Source organism: Bacillus timonensis (assembly GCF_004799755.1).
GTDB classification, from domain to species: domain Bacteria; phylum Bacillota; class Bacilli; order Bacillales; family Bacillaceae_L; genus Ferdinandcohnia; species Ferdinandcohnia timonensis_A.
On record NZ_SLUB01000002.1, the window covers coordinates 107,173 to 121,729 of the forward strand.

Annotated in this window: 16 protein-coding genes; all 16 read left to right on the plus strand. The window is 37.7% G+C overall.

From position 1 onward, the window contains the following. Positions 1 to 121: 121 nt before the first annotated feature. Positions 122 to 1,432 (plus strand): ribosome biogenesis GTPase Der, encoded by a 1,311-nt coding sequence (der, locus tag E1I69_RS01805; RefSeq protein WP_136377927.1) that lies wholly within the window; start codon positions 122 to 124, stop codon positions 1,430 to 1,432. Between the two features lie 15 nt (positions 1,433 to 1,447). Next, positions 1,448 to 2,485 (plus strand): NAD(P)H-dependent glycerol-3-phosphate dehydrogenase, encoded by a 1,038-nt coding sequence (locus E1I69_RS01810; RefSeq protein ID WP_136377928.1) that lies wholly within the window; start codon positions 1,448 to 1,450, stop codon positions 2,483 to 2,485. Positions 2,486 to 2,854: 369 nt separating this feature from the next. Beyond that, a complete protein-coding gene (locus E1I69_RS01815; RefSeq protein ID WP_136377929.1) occupies positions 2,855 to 3,055 on the plus strand; it encodes a DUF2768 domain-containing protein in 201 nt (66 codons plus the stop codon). 27 nt (positions 3,056 to 3,082) lie between these two features. Continuing rightward, the gene (locus E1I69_RS01820; protein ID WP_136377930.1) at positions 3,083 to 3,802 is read left to right on the plus strand and encodes a hypothetical protein; all 720 of its coding nucleotides are present in this window, start codon (positions 3,083 to 3,085) and stop codon (positions 3,800 to 3,802) included. A gap of 255 nt (positions 3,803 to 4,057) precedes the next feature. Further along, complete coding sequence (gene spoIVA / locus E1I69_RS01825; RefSeq protein ID WP_136377931.1) at positions 4,058 to 5,536, plus strand: stage IV sporulation protein A; 1,479 nt, start codon at positions 4,058 to 4,060, stop codon at positions 5,534 to 5,536. Positions 5,537 to 5,836: 300 nt separating this feature from the next. Continuing rightward, a complete protein-coding gene (locus E1I69_RS01830; RefSeq protein WP_057997427.1) occupies positions 5,837 to 6,109 on the plus strand; it encodes an HU family DNA-binding protein in 273 nt (90 codons plus the stop codon). A gap of 125 nt (positions 6,110 to 6,234) precedes the next feature. Beyond that, positions 6,235 to 6,801 carry a GTP cyclohydrolase I FolE gene (gene folE, locus E1I69_RS01835; protein WP_136377932.1) on the plus strand — a complete coding sequence of 189 codons (567 nt, stop codon included), beginning with the start codon at positions 6,235 to 6,237 and terminating at the stop codon, positions 6,799 to 6,801. Between the two features lie 173 nt (positions 6,802 to 6,974). Beyond that, positions 6,975 to 7,205 (plus strand): trp RNA-binding attenuation protein MtrB, encoded by a 231-nt coding sequence (gene mtrB / locus E1I69_RS01840; RefSeq protein WP_116352376.1) that lies wholly within the window; start codon positions 6,975 to 6,977, stop codon positions 7,203 to 7,205. 145 nt (positions 7,206 to 7,350) lie between these two features. Continuing rightward, positions 7,351 to 8,163 carry a heptaprenyl diphosphate synthase component 1 gene (locus E1I69_RS01845; protein ID WP_136377933.1) on the plus strand — a complete coding sequence of 271 codons (813 nt, stop codon included), beginning with the start codon at positions 7,351 to 7,353 and terminating at the stop codon, positions 8,161 to 8,163. Between the two features lie 2 nt (positions 8,164 to 8,165). After that, entirely contained in the window at positions 8,166 to 8,876 is a 711-nt protein-coding gene (locus E1I69_RS01850) for a demethylmenaquinone methyltransferase (protein ID WP_136377934.1), read from the plus strand. Positions 8,877 to 8,910: 34 nt separating this feature from the next. Beyond that, positions 8,911 to 9,873 (plus strand): heptaprenyl diphosphate synthase component II, encoded by a 963-nt coding sequence (gene hepT / locus E1I69_RS01855; protein ID WP_136377935.1) that lies wholly within the window; start codon positions 8,911 to 8,913, stop codon positions 9,871 to 9,873. A 282-nt stretch (positions 9,874 to 10,155) separates the two neighbouring features. After that, entirely contained in the window at positions 10,156 to 10,602 is a 447-nt protein-coding gene (gene ndk / locus E1I69_RS01860) for a nucleoside-diphosphate kinase (RefSeq protein ID WP_136377936.1), read from the plus strand. Positions 10,603 to 10,683: 81 nt separating this feature from the next. Further along, a complete protein-coding gene (locus E1I69_RS01865; RefSeq protein ID WP_136377937.1) occupies positions 10,684 to 11,457 on the plus strand; it encodes a CheR family methyltransferase in 774 nt (257 codons plus the stop codon). A gap of 220 nt (positions 11,458 to 11,677) precedes the next feature. Beyond that, on the plus strand, positions 11,678 to 12,850 hold the full coding sequence (gene aroC / locus E1I69_RS01870; protein ID WP_136377938.1) for a chorismate synthase: 1,173 nt from the start codon (positions 11,678 to 11,680) through the stop codon (positions 12,848 to 12,850). Then, the gene (gene aroB / locus E1I69_RS01875; protein WP_136377939.1) at positions 12,850 to 13,929 is read left to right on the plus strand and encodes a 3-dehydroquinate synthase; all 1,080 of its coding nucleotides are present in this window, start codon (positions 12,850 to 12,852) and stop codon (positions 13,927 to 13,929) included. The genes aroC and aroB overlap by 1 nt, the downstream gene beginning before the upstream one ends. 31 nt (positions 13,930 to 13,960) lie before the next feature. Next, positions 13,961 to 14,338, plus strand: coding sequence for a chorismate mutase (aroH, locus tag E1I69_RS01880; protein WP_136377940.1), 378 nt, complete (start codon positions 13,961 to 13,963; stop codon positions 14,336 to 14,338). Positions 14,339 to 14,557 lie beyond the last annotated feature (219 nt).

Below are 14,557 nucleotides of genomic sequence, written 5' to 3' on the forward strand. Positions count from 1 at the left end.
ATAGAATAAAAAAGTGTGACCCTTCTGATGTAGAAGGGTTTGTTTTATAAATATGGTTGAATTTCGACATTGTTGATGTGATAGATGTAGAAGGATAATCGTTTAGAAGGGAAGAACGCATATGGTAAAACCAGTTGTGGCAATTGTTGGTCGACCAAACGTTGGAAAATCAACAATTTTTAATCGAATAGTAGGAGAAAGAGTTTCAATTGTAGAAGATATTCCTGGAGTCACCAGGGATCGGATTTATAGTTCAGGTGAGTGGCTCAATCAAGAATTCAATATTATTGATACTGGTGGAATTGATATTGGCGACGAGCCGTTTCTTGCTCAAATTAGACACCAAGCTGAAATTGCGATCGATGAAGCCGATGTTATTATTTTTATGACTAGTGGTCGTGAGGGAGTGACAAGTGCGGACGAAGAAGTCGCGAAAATTTTATATCGCTCCAAAACACCTGTTGTTTTAGCTGTTAATAAGGTAGACAACCCCGAGATGCGTGCAGATATTTACGACTTCTATGCACTAGGATTTGGTGAACCAATGCCTATTTCAGGCTCACACGGGATTGGACTTGGGGACTTATTGGACGAGGTCATCAAACATTTTCCAAAAGGTGGTATCGAGGACTATGATGAGGATATCATTAAATTTTCTTTAATTGGTCGTCCGAATGTAGGGAAATCATCACTTGTTAATGCATTATTAGGTGAGGAAAGAGTAATTGTAAGTGATATTGCTGGTACAACAAGGGACGCAATTGATACAAAATACATAGTCGATGGAAAAGAATACGTCATTATTGATACAGCTGGTATGAGAAAAAAAGGAAAAGTCTATGAAAGTACCGAGAAGTACAGTGTTCTTAGGGCTTTAAAGGCAATTGAACGCTCAGACGTTGTCCTTGTTGTGATAAACGGGGAAGAAGGAATTATTGAACAGGATAAAAAAATTGCTGGATATGCTCATGAAGCAGGTAGAGCGGTTGTGATGGTTGTAAATAAGTGGGATGCAGTTGAAAAAGACGAGAAAACAATGAAGGAATTCGAAGAGAAAATTCGAGATCATTTCTTATTCCTTGATTATGCTCCAATTGTCTTCTTATCAGCTAAAACAAAACGACGCATTCATACCTTAATACCAATGATTGATATGGCAAGTGAAAATCATTCAAGGCGTGTTCAAACGAACGTCTTAAATGACGTCATCATGGATGCTGTAGCAAGGAATCCTGCACCTTCAGATAAAGGAAATCGTTTGAGAATTTATTATGTTACACAGGTTGCGGTAAAGCCACCAACATTTGTTGTATTTGTGAATGATCCTGAGTTAATGCATTTTTCATATGAACGTTTCTTAGAGAATCGGATTAGGGATGCTTTTGGTTTTGAAGGTACACCTATAAAGCTCATTGCAAGAGCTAGAAAATAGGAAGGGGAGGACGTAATGGAAAAAGTAACGGTTGTTGGCGCAGGTAGCTGGGGAACGGCACTTGCACTCGTTCTTGCTGACAATGATCATGAGGTGCGTATCTGGTCTCATCGACAAGAACAAGTCGATGAAATTAATACGAAGCATACGAATTCTAAATATGTCCCATCAATTGAATTACCAGAGACAATCATTGGTTATTCAGATATAGGTAAGGCGTTGGAGGATGTAGGTACGATTGTTCTTGCAGTTCCAACTAAAGCAATTCGGGAAGTACTTCAAAAGATCAGTCAGGTTACTTTGACACCATTAACCATCATTCATGTGAGTAAGGGGATTGAACCGGACACGTTAAAGCGGATCTCTGAAATGATTGAGGAAGAAATGCCTTCAACACTTTTAAAAGATGTTGTTGTTCTTTCTGGACCAAGCCATGCTGAGGAAGTGGTGCTACGTCACCCAACAACTGTAACGGTTTCATCTAAAAATATGGAATCTGCTGAATATGTTCAAGATTTATTCATTAATCAGCATTTCCGTGTTTACACAAACCCTGATATTGTAGGTGTTGAAATTGGTGGGGCGTTAAAAAATATTATAGCCCTGGCTGCTGGAATTACAGATGGTCTTGGTTATGGTGATAATGCAAAAGCAGCACTCATTACGCGTGGTTTGGCTGAGATTTCACGTCTAGGCAGTACAATGGGTGCAAACCCATTAACGTTTGCCGGTTTAACCGGTATTGGAGATTTAATTGTAACGTGCACAAGTGTACATTCACGTAACTGGCGTGCGGGAAATTTACTTGGTAAAGGACAAAGCCTTGATGAAGTCCTGGAAAACATGGGTATGGTTGTTGAGGGTGTCAGGACGACAAAAGCTGCGTACCAGTTAGCTAAAAAGATGGATGTGTCCATGCCTATCACATTTGCACTATATGATGTTCTATTCAATAATCAATCACCAAAAGATGCGGTTGATCAACTTATGGCTAGAGGAAAAACGAACGAAATGGCCGACCTCTTTAACTATTTAGACAAAGGAACAATGTGAATAAAATGCTTACACAAACTCTCTTTTCGTGCATATGATGGAAAGGAGAAACATAAATAGCGGGAGTTCCTAAACATTTCGCGCAGCAAAAACAATTCTAGTAAGTAAAAGTTTGCACTTTTCTTGTGAAAATTAGGCATAAGACGATACATTTGTTGCCGTTTTCGCATAAAATGCAACGTAGTATACTGTGGGTCTGAGCGACTGGGTAAAAGGGAATATTTAGTTTTAGGCTGGCTGAAGTAAAGGTGCCCCTCTTTACTTCAGTTTTTTTTGCTTTTACATTTAACAATATAGACTTAGTTTAAAGGTTCGTATTATGATATAATATTTGACGACATGTTAGAGTTGGACAAGGGAGTGAATAAGGTGACACCAGGATTATTAAAAATGTGGATATCATTTGCAGGAATGGCGTTTATGGCGCTTGCGGTCATATCCATTTATTTTAGTCGATATAAACTTAAGGGCTTTCTAAAAGGAATAGTAGCCACGATTGCATATCTTTTTATGATTCTAGCAGGAATTATTATTTTCTTTGTTGTGTTTAGCGGACCAGTTAGTGAATAGAGATACAAACATAAGGATGGTATAAATATGAAAGTTACGTTACAACTGTTGGCTATTGTTTTTTCATTATCATTACTTACTGGGTGCCTTTATCCAAAAGAAAAGCTGGCTCAAAATCAAATTCCATATGAGGACCAAATTGCATCTGTCCAACGGGCGGTTGACCAATTTAAAGAGGATACAGGGGGGCTTTTGCCGATAAAAAATAGAGATATGGAGACCCCTATTTATCAAAAGTATCCAATCGACTTTACCCGGATTTCCCCAAAATACATAGCAGAACCTCCTGGTAATGCATATGAAACTGGCGGAGTTTATTTATATGTTTTAGTGAATGTAGAAACAAACCCAACGGTTAAACTTCTTGATGTTCGAATTTCGGAAGAAATTAGTGAACTGAACTTGCGCGTGCAAATGTATCGTTCATCAAACGGGTATGCGCCATTTAAGGAACAGCTTCATCCACATGTATTTACACTAGATTATAGCAAGCTAGGCTTAAAAGAAGAGCCGTATGTTGTGAGTCCATTCACAGGAAAAAACTTGCCACTATTGATAACGAGCACCAATGAGATTGTTGTAGATTATCGTATGGATTTATACGAGTATTTAACAAAGTATGAGCATACGTATCAAACAGGCGATGAGATACGGGATCTTTTAGTCGATAACTCGATGTTTGTCCCGACCAATTCTGTGCCATATACGATTAATGACAAAAATGAACCAATTTTTTTAGATAATTAAGTCATGAACCCTTCTTTTAGACATAAACTCTAAAAGAAGGGTTTTCTTTTGTTCAAAAAGTGAAAAAATAGCTTGCTAGGGTGTTTAAATGACTGTCTTTTTGAACTTAATATTGCTACTACATATTATGGGGGGAATTTTTTTCTAGAAATAGTCATATTTAATTAGGACAACGTCATACAAATATAATGTCCTAGAATATGTAGTAAACGGATAAAATTATCCCAAGAACTGTAAAATCGGGAGGGATCACACTTGGAAAAGGTAGATATTTTTAAAGATATCGCTGAGCGCACCGGTGGCGATATATATTTAGGAGTCGTTGGTGCAGTAAGAACAGGTAAATCTACTTTTATAAAGAAGTTCATGGAATTAGTAGTCTTACCGAATATCGGTAGTGAAGCTGATAAGGCTCGCGCACAGGATGAATTGCCACAAAGTGCTGCAGGAAGAACCATCATGACAACTGAACCAAAATTTGTTCCAAACCAAGCTGTTTCTGTTCATGTTGAAGATGGGCTTGATGTAAACATTCGCCTTGTGGATTGTGTGGGGTACACAGTTCCTGGGGCGAAAGGGTATGAGGATGAAAATGGACCTCGTATGATTAATACCCCTTGGTATGAAGAGCCAATCCCATTCCATGAAGCAGCAGAGATTGGCACAAGAAAAGTTATTCAGGAGCATTCCACAATTGGTGTTGTTGTAACAACAGATGGCTCGATTGGAGAAATTCCTAGAAGAGATTATATTGAAGCAGAAGAACGCGTAATTGCTGAATTAAAAGAGGTAGGAAAACCATTTATAATGGTTATTAATACCGTCCATCCTCATCACCCTGAAACAGATGCTCTTCGTCAGGAGTTAAATGAAAAATATGATATTCCTGTTTTAGCGATGAGCGTTGAAAGCATGCGCGAAGCAGATGTATTCAATGTTCTACGTGAAGCACTTTATGAGTTCCCGGTATTAGAGGTAAATGTTAATCTTCCAAGCTGGGTAATGGTCTTACGTGAAGATCATTGGTTAAGAGAAAGCTATCAGGATGCTGTAAAGGACACTGTCCAAGATATCAAGCGTTTACGCGATGTGGATCGTGTAGTTGGTCAATTTAGCGAGTATGACTTTATTGACCAAGCAAGTTTAGCTGGTATCGAAATGGGGCAGGGCGTAGCTGAAATTGATTTATATGCTCCAGATGATTTATATGATCAAATCCTAAAGGAAGTAGTGGGCGTTGAGATTCGCGGAAAAGATCATCTATTACAGCTCATGCAAGATTTTGCTCATGCAAAAGCCGAGTATGATCAAGTGGCAGATGCATTAAAGATGGTGAAGCAAACAGGATACGGAATTGCTGCACCTGCACTGTCTGATATGAGCTTAGATGAGCCTGAAATCATTCGACAAGGTTCAAGATTTGGTGTTCGCTTAAAAGCAGTTGCACCGTCTATCCATATGATTAAGGTAGATGTTGAATCTGAATTTGCACCGATTATTGGTACAGAAAAACAAAGCGAAGAATTGGTCCGTTACTTGATGCAAGACTTTGAAGATGATCCACTTTCTATCTGGAATTCAGATATCTTCGGTAGATCTTTGAGCTCTATTGTTCGTGAGGGAATCCAGGCGAAATTATCGTTAATGCCTGAAAATGCCCGTTACAAGTTAAAAGAAACGCTCGAAAGAATTATTAACGAAGGTTCCGGCGGATTGATTGCTATCATATTATAGGATATAGGCTCCTTACTAGGGAGTCTTTTTTTTGTATTTAACTTGAAAGCATTGAGGTGATTTGCTTACTAAATACGAATATGATACGCTTTTTACAGAAAAATATAGGTTTTTTGGTGAAATATACATATTTAGGTAAAATTTCTGTTGAAATATATTGAATTATGTCTAATTATCGTTTATTATAAGGCATGTTAGCATAATGCTTACGTAAGAAGATACTTGATGACATAAGGCTTAAATAGCAATGAATGGTCATTTATATGATTTGAAAGTTTCTTTTGGGAGGAGGTGAATGTCATGAACAAAACAGAATTAGTTAACGCGGTGGCTGAAAGTGCTGAACTTTCTAAAAAGGATGCTACAAAAGCTGTTGATGCAGTTTTTGATTCTATCCTTGAAGCTCTTAAAGGTGGAGACAAAGTTCAGTTAATCGGATTTGGTAACTTTGAGGTACGTGAGCGTGCGGCTCGTAAAGGTCGTAATCCTCAAACTGGTGAAGAAATCGAAATCGCTGCGAGCAAAGTTCCTGCATTTAAACCAGGAAAGGCGCTTAAAGATGCGGTAAAATAATTTTTACATAGAAATTATGTGAAAGAAACAAAAAGAGTCGTATTGCGACTCTTTTTTTGTTTTATATCGATAAATATGCTAGAATCAATGAACCGATAGTATGCGATATGAGGAGTGGTTGGCAAATGACTTCTGTAGATTATAAAAAGATAGAGCAAGCTGTGACGATGATTTTAGAAGCAATTGGGGAAGACCCAGAGAGAGAAGGGCTAGTTGATACACCAAAACGTGTTGCTAAAATGTACGCTGAAGTTTTCTCAGGTTTAGAAGATGATCCAAAAGAATACTTCCAAACAGTTTTTGGAGAAGAACACGAAGAATTGGTACTTGTAAAAGACATCCCATTTTTTTCTATGTGCGAGCACCATCTTGTTCCATTTTATGGTCATGCCCATGTTGCCTATATACCTAAAGGCGGTAAAGTTACAGGATTAAGCAAACTTGCACGAGCTGTGGAAGCTGTAGCAAAAAGACCTCAATTACAAGAAAGAATCACTTCAACTATAGCTGATTCTATTGTTGAAACACTTCAGCCTCACGGAGTAATGGTTATCATAGAAGCGGAGCATATGTGTATGACGATGCGTGGTGTTAAAAAGCCTGGTGCAAAAACAGTAACTTCTGCCGTTCGAGGGATTTTACAAAAGGATTCAGCCGCTCGCAGTGAGGTATTATCTCTAATTAAGAATTGACATCGGCAATAAAGTACGAGATAGTAAAAAAAGATATGGATTTCACTCATCTTAAGCAAGTGTTCCGATGAGATGAAATGTTTCCTTTATTGTACGTGTTCTAAAATTCGATGTGTTTTACTAGTTGAATTTTTGAACATCCCCTTACATAGCATTCATAGGAGTGAAGAAGGATGAGTAACAATACAAATTCAGAATTTATTGTAATCAAAGCTGTAGAAGATGGAGTGAATGTTATCGGGTTAACGAGAGGATCCGACACACGCTTTCATCATTCAGAGAAATTGGATAAAGGTGAAGTTATGATTGCACAATTCACTGAACATACCTCAGCAATCAAAGTACGAGGGCATGCAATTATTCAAACTAGCCATGGCGAAACTGAATCAGATTCGAAAAAATAAGCAGGTAAATCCTGCTTTTTCTTTTGGAATAAACAAAACTAAGAGAAAATCTAAGTGATGTATGTTATAATTAACGTTGTTTTATAAAGACTAATGATAATGAACTAGAACATAGATATAGGATATTTAAATTGGGGAAACAAGGGTGATTGATTTGCATGACATCAACGAAATAGTTGCCGATCTTAAGGAGCGTATTGAAGATAAAACAAGACACTCATACCTCCAAAGATATATGGAAAAACCGAGAATAGATGAGGATAAGCTATTATTGTTATACTCCATATGTGAGGATTTGCTTTTGCCAAAGGAGCAATTAATAAACTATATAGTAACCACTATGCTTGTTCAGCAGGCGTTAGATACCCATGAAACAGTCCCCAATCGACTAAACTATTCAGATGAACGTATGCGCGGTCAACAATTGGCTGTTCTGGCAGGAGATTATTTTAGCGGATTGTATTATTATCTTCTTGCCCAAGCTACCGATATAACCTTCATTCGAATACTCGCAGAAGGTATTAAAGAGGTAAATGAAGCAAAAATTTATTATTATCAAATGGATCATGAACAAATAGACAAGCTTTTTTCATGTGTGACAGCGGTTGAAACGGCCGTCTTTGGAAAAATAGTGAAAACTTTTCAAATAAATAAATGGGAACAACTCGTTCAAAATTTTTTATTGTTAAAAAGACTGTTACTTGAGAGAGAGCAATATATAGAATGCGGAAATTCGATTCTTTTTAAGACCCTTCAGAAAATAGTCTCGAGGGAAAAACTAGATCAGAAAACGGAAGTCATGTATGAATATAACAAGCATCTTTCTCTTGTAAGCAAAAAGCTAGAACATTCCTTAGAGGACAACCCTAAATTAAACAAAATGTTACGTAACCGGATTAATGAATTACTACTTAAAAGTACAACATTATCATTGAATAAGATTGTGGAAGAAGGGTAATTATGGAGCAATCTAAAGAACAACGGGTACATCATGTATTCGAAAAAATATATAAAAACTATGATCAAATGAATTCCGTTATCAGCTTCCAACAACATAAAGCTTGGCGTAAGGATACAATGAAGCGAATGGATGTCAAAGAGGGCGCAACAGCACTTGACCTTTGCTGTGGCACTGCTGATTGGACGATTGCCTTAGCTGAGAAAATTGGTTCCCAAGGCAAAGTGTTCGGTCTTGATTTTAGTAAAAATATGCTGAAAATCGGTCAAGAAAAAGTAGACAAGCTAAAATTAAATCAGGTGGAATTAATACATGGTAATGCGATGGAACTCCCCTTTGAGGACAATACCTTTGACTATGTAACAATTGGATTTGGTCTTCGTAATGTTCCTGATTACATGACTGTTTTAAAAGAGATGCATAGAGTAGTTAAGCCCGGTGGTAAAGTTGTGTGCTTAGAAACTTCGCAACCAACGATGCTTGGTTTTAGACAGTTATACTTCTTCTATTTTCGCTTTATCATGCCGGTTTTTGGAAAGCTTTTTGCAAAAAGCTTTAAGGAATATTCATGGCTTCAAGAATCTGCTCGTGATTTTCCAGGTATGAAGGAACTCGCAAACATGTTTCGGGAAGCTGGCCTTACCGACATTGAAGTGAAACCATATACTTTAGGTGTAGCTGCAATGCATTTAGGTTATAAACGAAAAGGTTGAACGCGTCATATTTTTTTAGACTAAGGTGAAACTGATGAAATTATCTTTGATGTATTCTTATTTGAATACAGATTTAGCAATTATAGAAAAAGAACTGGAAGCATCCATTAAAGGGAATCACCCAGTTCTTCAACAGGCCGGGTTGCATCTATTACAATCTGGCGGCAAACGACTACGCCCTGTTTTTGTCCTTTTAGGAGGGAAATTTGGGGATTATGATATTAATGTTATTAAAAATGTTGCCGTAACACTCGAACTAATTCATACGGCATCGCTTGTGCATGATGACGTGATTGATGACGCGGATCTTCGACGTGGCAAGCCTACCATTAAGGCGAAATGGGATAATAAGATTGCGATGTATGCGGGAGATTATATTTTAGGTAGCTCATTAGAAATCATTACGAAGCTTCCAAATCCCTTATTACATAAACTACTTGCGCACACCATTGTTGAAGTTTGTTTAGGTGAAATCGAACAAATCAAAGATAAATATCGTTTTGATCAAAATTTGCGCTGCTATTTACGTAGAATAAAGCGAAAGACGGCTCTTTTAATTGCAAGCAGTTGTCAATTAGGAGCAGTTGCTGCAGATGTCCCTACCGAAGTACATAAAAAACTATTTTTATATGGTTATTATGTCGGAATGGCCTTCCAAATTACCGACGATATTCTAGATTTCACTGGTACTGATGAACAATTAGGTAAACCTGCTGGGAGCGATTTAATGCAAGGTAATATTACGTTGCCAGTTCTATATGCAATGAAAAATGAAAGCCTTAAACAGCAAATTGTTCAGGTATCCGAACGTACAACAGCAGCTGAGATTAAACCTTTAATCACTGCTATTAAACAATCAGATGCAATAAAACAAGCTGAGGCTTTAAGTAATCGATATTTAGAGAAAGCTTATAAAATTCTAGGGGAATTGCCTGCTTGTCGTGCCAGAAATACACTCTATAATGTTGCGAAATATATCGGGAAAAGAAAATTTTAACTATATTCAGTGGGGGGACCCACACTGAATATAGTTAAAGCCCCTGGCGGATGCCACAGATTTTTAAAGGTAATTTTTCGAGCTTAAGATCAAAGACTAAGAACGCCACGTCCTGTGGCAACTTCTTTGTGACCCACCTCGTGTGGGCCTAATAAATCTGGGCGCAAATACGCCAAAGCGTATTTGATTAATAACATTGCAAATCAATCAAAATAGTGTTACTATTTTGATTGGTCAGTTTAAATGACTATTATACATAATTGTGGTGGGGTGGAGATCGTTATGGAAAAAACATTTTTAATGGTAAAGCCTGATGGTGTACAGCGTCAATTAATTGGTGAAATTGTATCACGCTTTGAAAGAAAGGGCTTTCAACTAGTAGGAGCTAAATTGATGGCGGTTTCAGAAGACCTTGCAGGAGAACATTACGCTGAGCACAAAGAGCGACCGTTCTTTGGAGAACTAGTTGAATTCATTACATCTGGACCGGTTTTTGCGATGGTTTGGCAAGGTGAAAATGTAATTGCAACTGCTCGTCATATGATGGGTGCTACAAATCCTAAGGATGCAGCTCCAGGAACAATCCGTGGCGACTTTGGATTAACAGTTGGAAAGAACGTTATTCATGGTTCTGATTCAACAGCAAGTGCAGAGCGTGAAATTTCCTTATTCTTCAAAGAGGAAGAATTAGTAGACTACGATAAGCTAATTAATAATTGGATTTACTAATCTAACCAAGCCAGCTCTATTCGGGGCTGGTTTTTCTGAAGAAACTCTCACCCCTAAGATGATCTTTTTTGAGGAGAAACTATGGACAAGAATTATATATTATTTGCCGAGCAGGTAAAAAGAAAAACAGGTATTGATTTACGTTTATATAAAGAGGCTCAAATGGTTAGAAGACTGACCTCGTTGTACGAAAAAAGAGGTTTTTCAAGCTTCCAGGAATATTTTAAAGGAATTGATAAAGACAATGAACTATTACTCGAGTTTTTAGATCGAATGACAATTAATGTTTCAGAGTTTTATCGAAATGCAAAACGATGGGAAGTACTAGAATCCAAGATTCTTCCAAAACTCCTTCAACAAAATCGGAAGCTTAAAGTGTGGAGCGCAGCCTGTTCGGCTGGTGAGGAGCCCTACACGCTTGCAATGATCCTTTCAAAATTTTTACCATTACATCAAATATCCATTTTAGCTACAGATATAGACGAAAACATTCTTGCAAGGGCAAGGATGGGGGTATATCCTGAACGCTCACTTCAAGAAGTACCTATTGAAATGAAAAAACGATACTTCACTCAAGATGGCACTTTTTATAAAATCCATTCGGATTTAAAAAAGGCGGTGAATTTCAAAAAGCATAACCTTTTATCGGATTCCTTTGAAACGAATTTCGATTTAATCGTGTGTAGAAATGTTTTAATATATTTTACTGAAGAGGCAAAGGATATGCTTTATCAAAAATTTAGTGGAGCTCTTGCAAGGGATGGAATCTTATTTGTGGGAAGCACTGAACAAATTTTCAATCCAGCATCGTATGGGCTAGAAACAGAAGATACGTTCTTTTATCGAAAAAATTAAAACGTCAGAAAAATGACAAATCTCATGTTGTTTGTTAAGATAAAGGAATCGAATTTGCCATTTGGTAAATTCGATTCCTTTATCTTTGTATATGACCAGTCATGAAATTTTTGAAAAAATCTATCCTGTTTTACAAAAATTATGATATATTGATACATAATCGCTTTAAATTACGAAAGTAAAATTATTTTTCACTTTAACATATAAGGGGGCAACATATATGAGATATTTAACGGCTGGAGAATCACATGGACCGCAGCTTACAACAATCATTGAAGGTGTACCAGCAGGTCTTGAACTAACAACAGAGGATATTAACATTGAACTTGCTAGACGTCAAAAAGGTCATGGTCGGGGCAGAAGAATGCAAATTGAAAAAGACCAAGCACAAATCGTAAGTGGAGTAAGACATGGTAAAACACTAGGTTCCCCAATTGCATTAGTCGTTGAAAACAACGACTGGAAGCACTGGACAAAAATTATGGGGATTGAACCAATAACCGATGAAGAATCCGAAGAAATCAAACGGAAAATTACACGCCCACGTCCAGGGCATGCAGATCTTAATGGAGCTTTAAAATATGGGCATCGTGATATGCGAAACGTTCTAGAAAGGTCATCTGCACGTGAAACAACAGTGCGTGTTGCTGCTGGTGCCGTAGCTAAAAAATTCTTAGCTTCTTTAGGAATCAATGTAGCGGGACATGTACTTGAAATTGGCGGTGTACGAGCTAAGAACACAACATATTCAAGTATCGAAGAATTAAAAACAAAATCAGAAGAATCACCAGTAAGATGTCTTGATGAAGAAGCTGGCGCGCAAATGATGAACGCGATTGATGAAGCAAAGAAAAATGGTGACTCGATTGGTGGAATTGTAGAAGTTATCGTTGAAGGCGTACCTGCAGGCGTGGGAAGCTATGTTCATTACGATAGAAAGCTTGATTCAAAAATTGCTGCAGCGATGGTAAGTATTAATGCCTTTAAAGGTGTTGAATTCGGTATTGGTTTTGATGCAGCCAGAATCCCTGGAAGTCAAGTGCATGATGAAATTATTTGGGATAAAGAAAATGGTTATCAGAGAAGAACAAATAATTTAGGTGGCTTCGAAGGTGGTATGACAAACGGTATGCCGATCGTTGTTAGAGGTGTCATGAAACCAATTCCAACTTTATATAAGCCATTAAAAAGTGTAGATATTGAGACGAAGGAAGTTTTTGAAGCAAGTATTGAAAGATCCGATAGCTGCGCAGTTCCTGCAGCTTCCGTCGTTGCAGAAGCAGTTGTAGCTTGGGAGGTTGCAAATGCGATTGTTGAACAATTTGGGCAAGACAGAATCGATTTAATTCAAGAAAATGTAACGAAAATGCGTGAGTATTCGAGGGAATTTTAATGGACAGATTGACCATTGTCACAAAATCGAAAACGTATCCGATGTACATTGGGACTGAAATAATAAGTCAACTTCCCCAGTTGATACAGGATACATGTAACCAGGTTTCAAAGGTACTCGTCATAAGTGATGATTCTGTTGCTGTACTTTATTTAGATAAAGTGCTCGACATCCTTAAGCAACAATCCGAAGAGCCATTATCATTTGTTATTCCTGCTGGAGAGAAGGCAAAATCGTTTGAAGTGTATTATCAATGCCAGACCTTTGCGCTTGAAAAAGGATTGGATCGGTCTTCTGTGATCCTTGCATTAGGTGGAGGTGTTGTTGGGGACTTGGCAGGCTTTGTCGCAGCAACTTTTATGCGCGGCATTCCATTTATCCAAATTCCAACAACATTACTTGCCCATGATAGTGCTGTAGGAGGTAAGGTTGCGATTAATCATGAACTAGGAAAGAACATGATAGGAGCATTTCATCAACCGAATGCGGTTCTATATGATATCGATTTAATGAAGACATTACCTAAGATAGAACTTCGCTCAGGCTTTGCAGAGGTTATTAAACATGGACTCATCTGGGACCCAGAATTTTATCGGTGGCTTACAGAAAAAATACAATCTCTTGATGATCTAAGAGGTGAAAAGCTTCAATATGCTGTTTTAAAGGGTATAGCTGTAAAAGCTAAAGTTGTTTCTGAAGATGAGCAGGAAAAAGGACTCCGTGCCATTTTGAATTTTGGTCATACCCTAGGGCATGCGATTGAAGCGGAGTCAGGTTATGGCAAAATTACCCATGGAGACGGGGTTGCAATTGGGATGATTTTTGCATTAAAGGTGAGCGAAAAACTCTTTCATATCAATCTAGAGTCTGAAAAGATTAGGGAGTGGTTTCGTTTATTTGAATTCCCTACAGCGATTCCTGAAGAGCTAGACCGAGTAAAACTACTTGAACGTATGAAGCATGACAAAAAAGCTACCTCTGGAAAAGTAAAAATGGTCTTGTTAAAAAATATTGGTGAAACTGTCATTGAGGATATTGGAGATGAACAACTTCTTCAACTCTTGAAGGATTTTCATTAAGAAGGTTGCCGAAAGCATAGGAGGGGCAAAGTTGATAAGAGGAATACGTGGTGCTACAACAATTGAAAATAATGATAAACAAGAAATATTAACTGCAACTGAAAAGCTTTTGCGTGTCATGATTTCTGAAAACAAGATTGATGCAGAAGATGTCGCACAAATTGTATTTTCAGTAACAGATGATATTGATGCAGCTTTTCCTGCAGCTGCTGCCAGACAAATTGATGGGTGGTCATTTGTTCCCGTAATGAGCATGAGAGAGATTCCAGTTCCAGGGTCATTGCCAATGTGCATTCGTGTAATGATGACGGTGAATACAGCCGCCAAACAAGAAGAAATCCAGCATATTTATCAAGGTGGAGCTATAGTTCTTCGACCAGATCTTTCAACAGTCAAAGAAAATAATTAAAAACAATGCATTGACAAATAGGGAAACCGTACGATAAGATAATTAAAACATTTAGTATAGTTTGAGTTTAATGAGTTTTTAGTTAAGTGAGAGTTTAGTAAGTTTGTAGTAGAGTTTTAAGAGCCGAGTTTAGGGTAGATGAGAATGACGAGTTTAGCTGAGGTTAGCACAAGTTTATTATGTTTACTTCTACCCAAAGATACATTCGTGTCTTTGGGT

Coding starts and splice junctions, on each gene's coding strand:
- der (WP_136377927.1), top strand. CDS start 122: ATGGTAAAACCAGTTGTGGCAATTGTTGGTCGACCAAACGTTGGAAAA.
- E1I69_RS01810 (WP_136377928.1), top strand. CDS start 1,448: ATGGAAAAAGTAACGGTTGTTGGCGCAGGTAGCTGGGGAACGGCACTT.
- E1I69_RS01820 (WP_136377930.1), top strand. CDS start 3,083: ATGAAAGTTACGTTACAACTGTTGGCTATTGTTTTTTCATTATCATTA.
- E1I69_RS01830 (WP_057997427.1), top strand. CDS start 5,837: ATGAACAAAACAGAATTAGTTAACGCGGTGGCTGAAAGTGCTGAACTT.
- folE (WP_136377932.1), top strand. CDS start 6,235: ATGACTTCTGTAGATTATAAAAAGATAGAGCAAGCTGTGACGATGATT.
- mtrB (WP_116352376.1), top strand. CDS start 6,975: ATGAGTAACAATACAAATTCAGAATTTATTGTAATCAAAGCTGTAGAA.
- E1I69_RS01850 (WP_136377934.1), top strand. CDS start 8,166: ATGGAGCAATCTAAAGAACAACGGGTACATCATGTATTCGAAAAAATA.
- hepT (WP_136377935.1), top strand. CDS start 8,911: ATGAAATTATCTTTGATGTATTCTTATTTGAATACAGATTTAGCAATT.
- ndk (WP_136377936.1), top strand. CDS start 10,156: ATGGAAAAAACATTTTTAATGGTAAAGCCTGATGGTGTACAGCGTCAA.
- E1I69_RS01865 (WP_136377937.1), top strand. CDS start 10,684: ATGGACAAGAATTATATATTATTTGCCGAGCAGGTAAAAAGAAAAACA.
- aroC (WP_136377938.1), top strand. CDS start 11,678: ATGAGATATTTAACGGCTGGAGAATCACATGGACCGCAGCTTACAACA.
- aroB (WP_136377939.1), top strand. CDS start 12,850: ATGGACAGATTGACCATTGTCACAAAATCGAAAACGTATCCGATGTAC.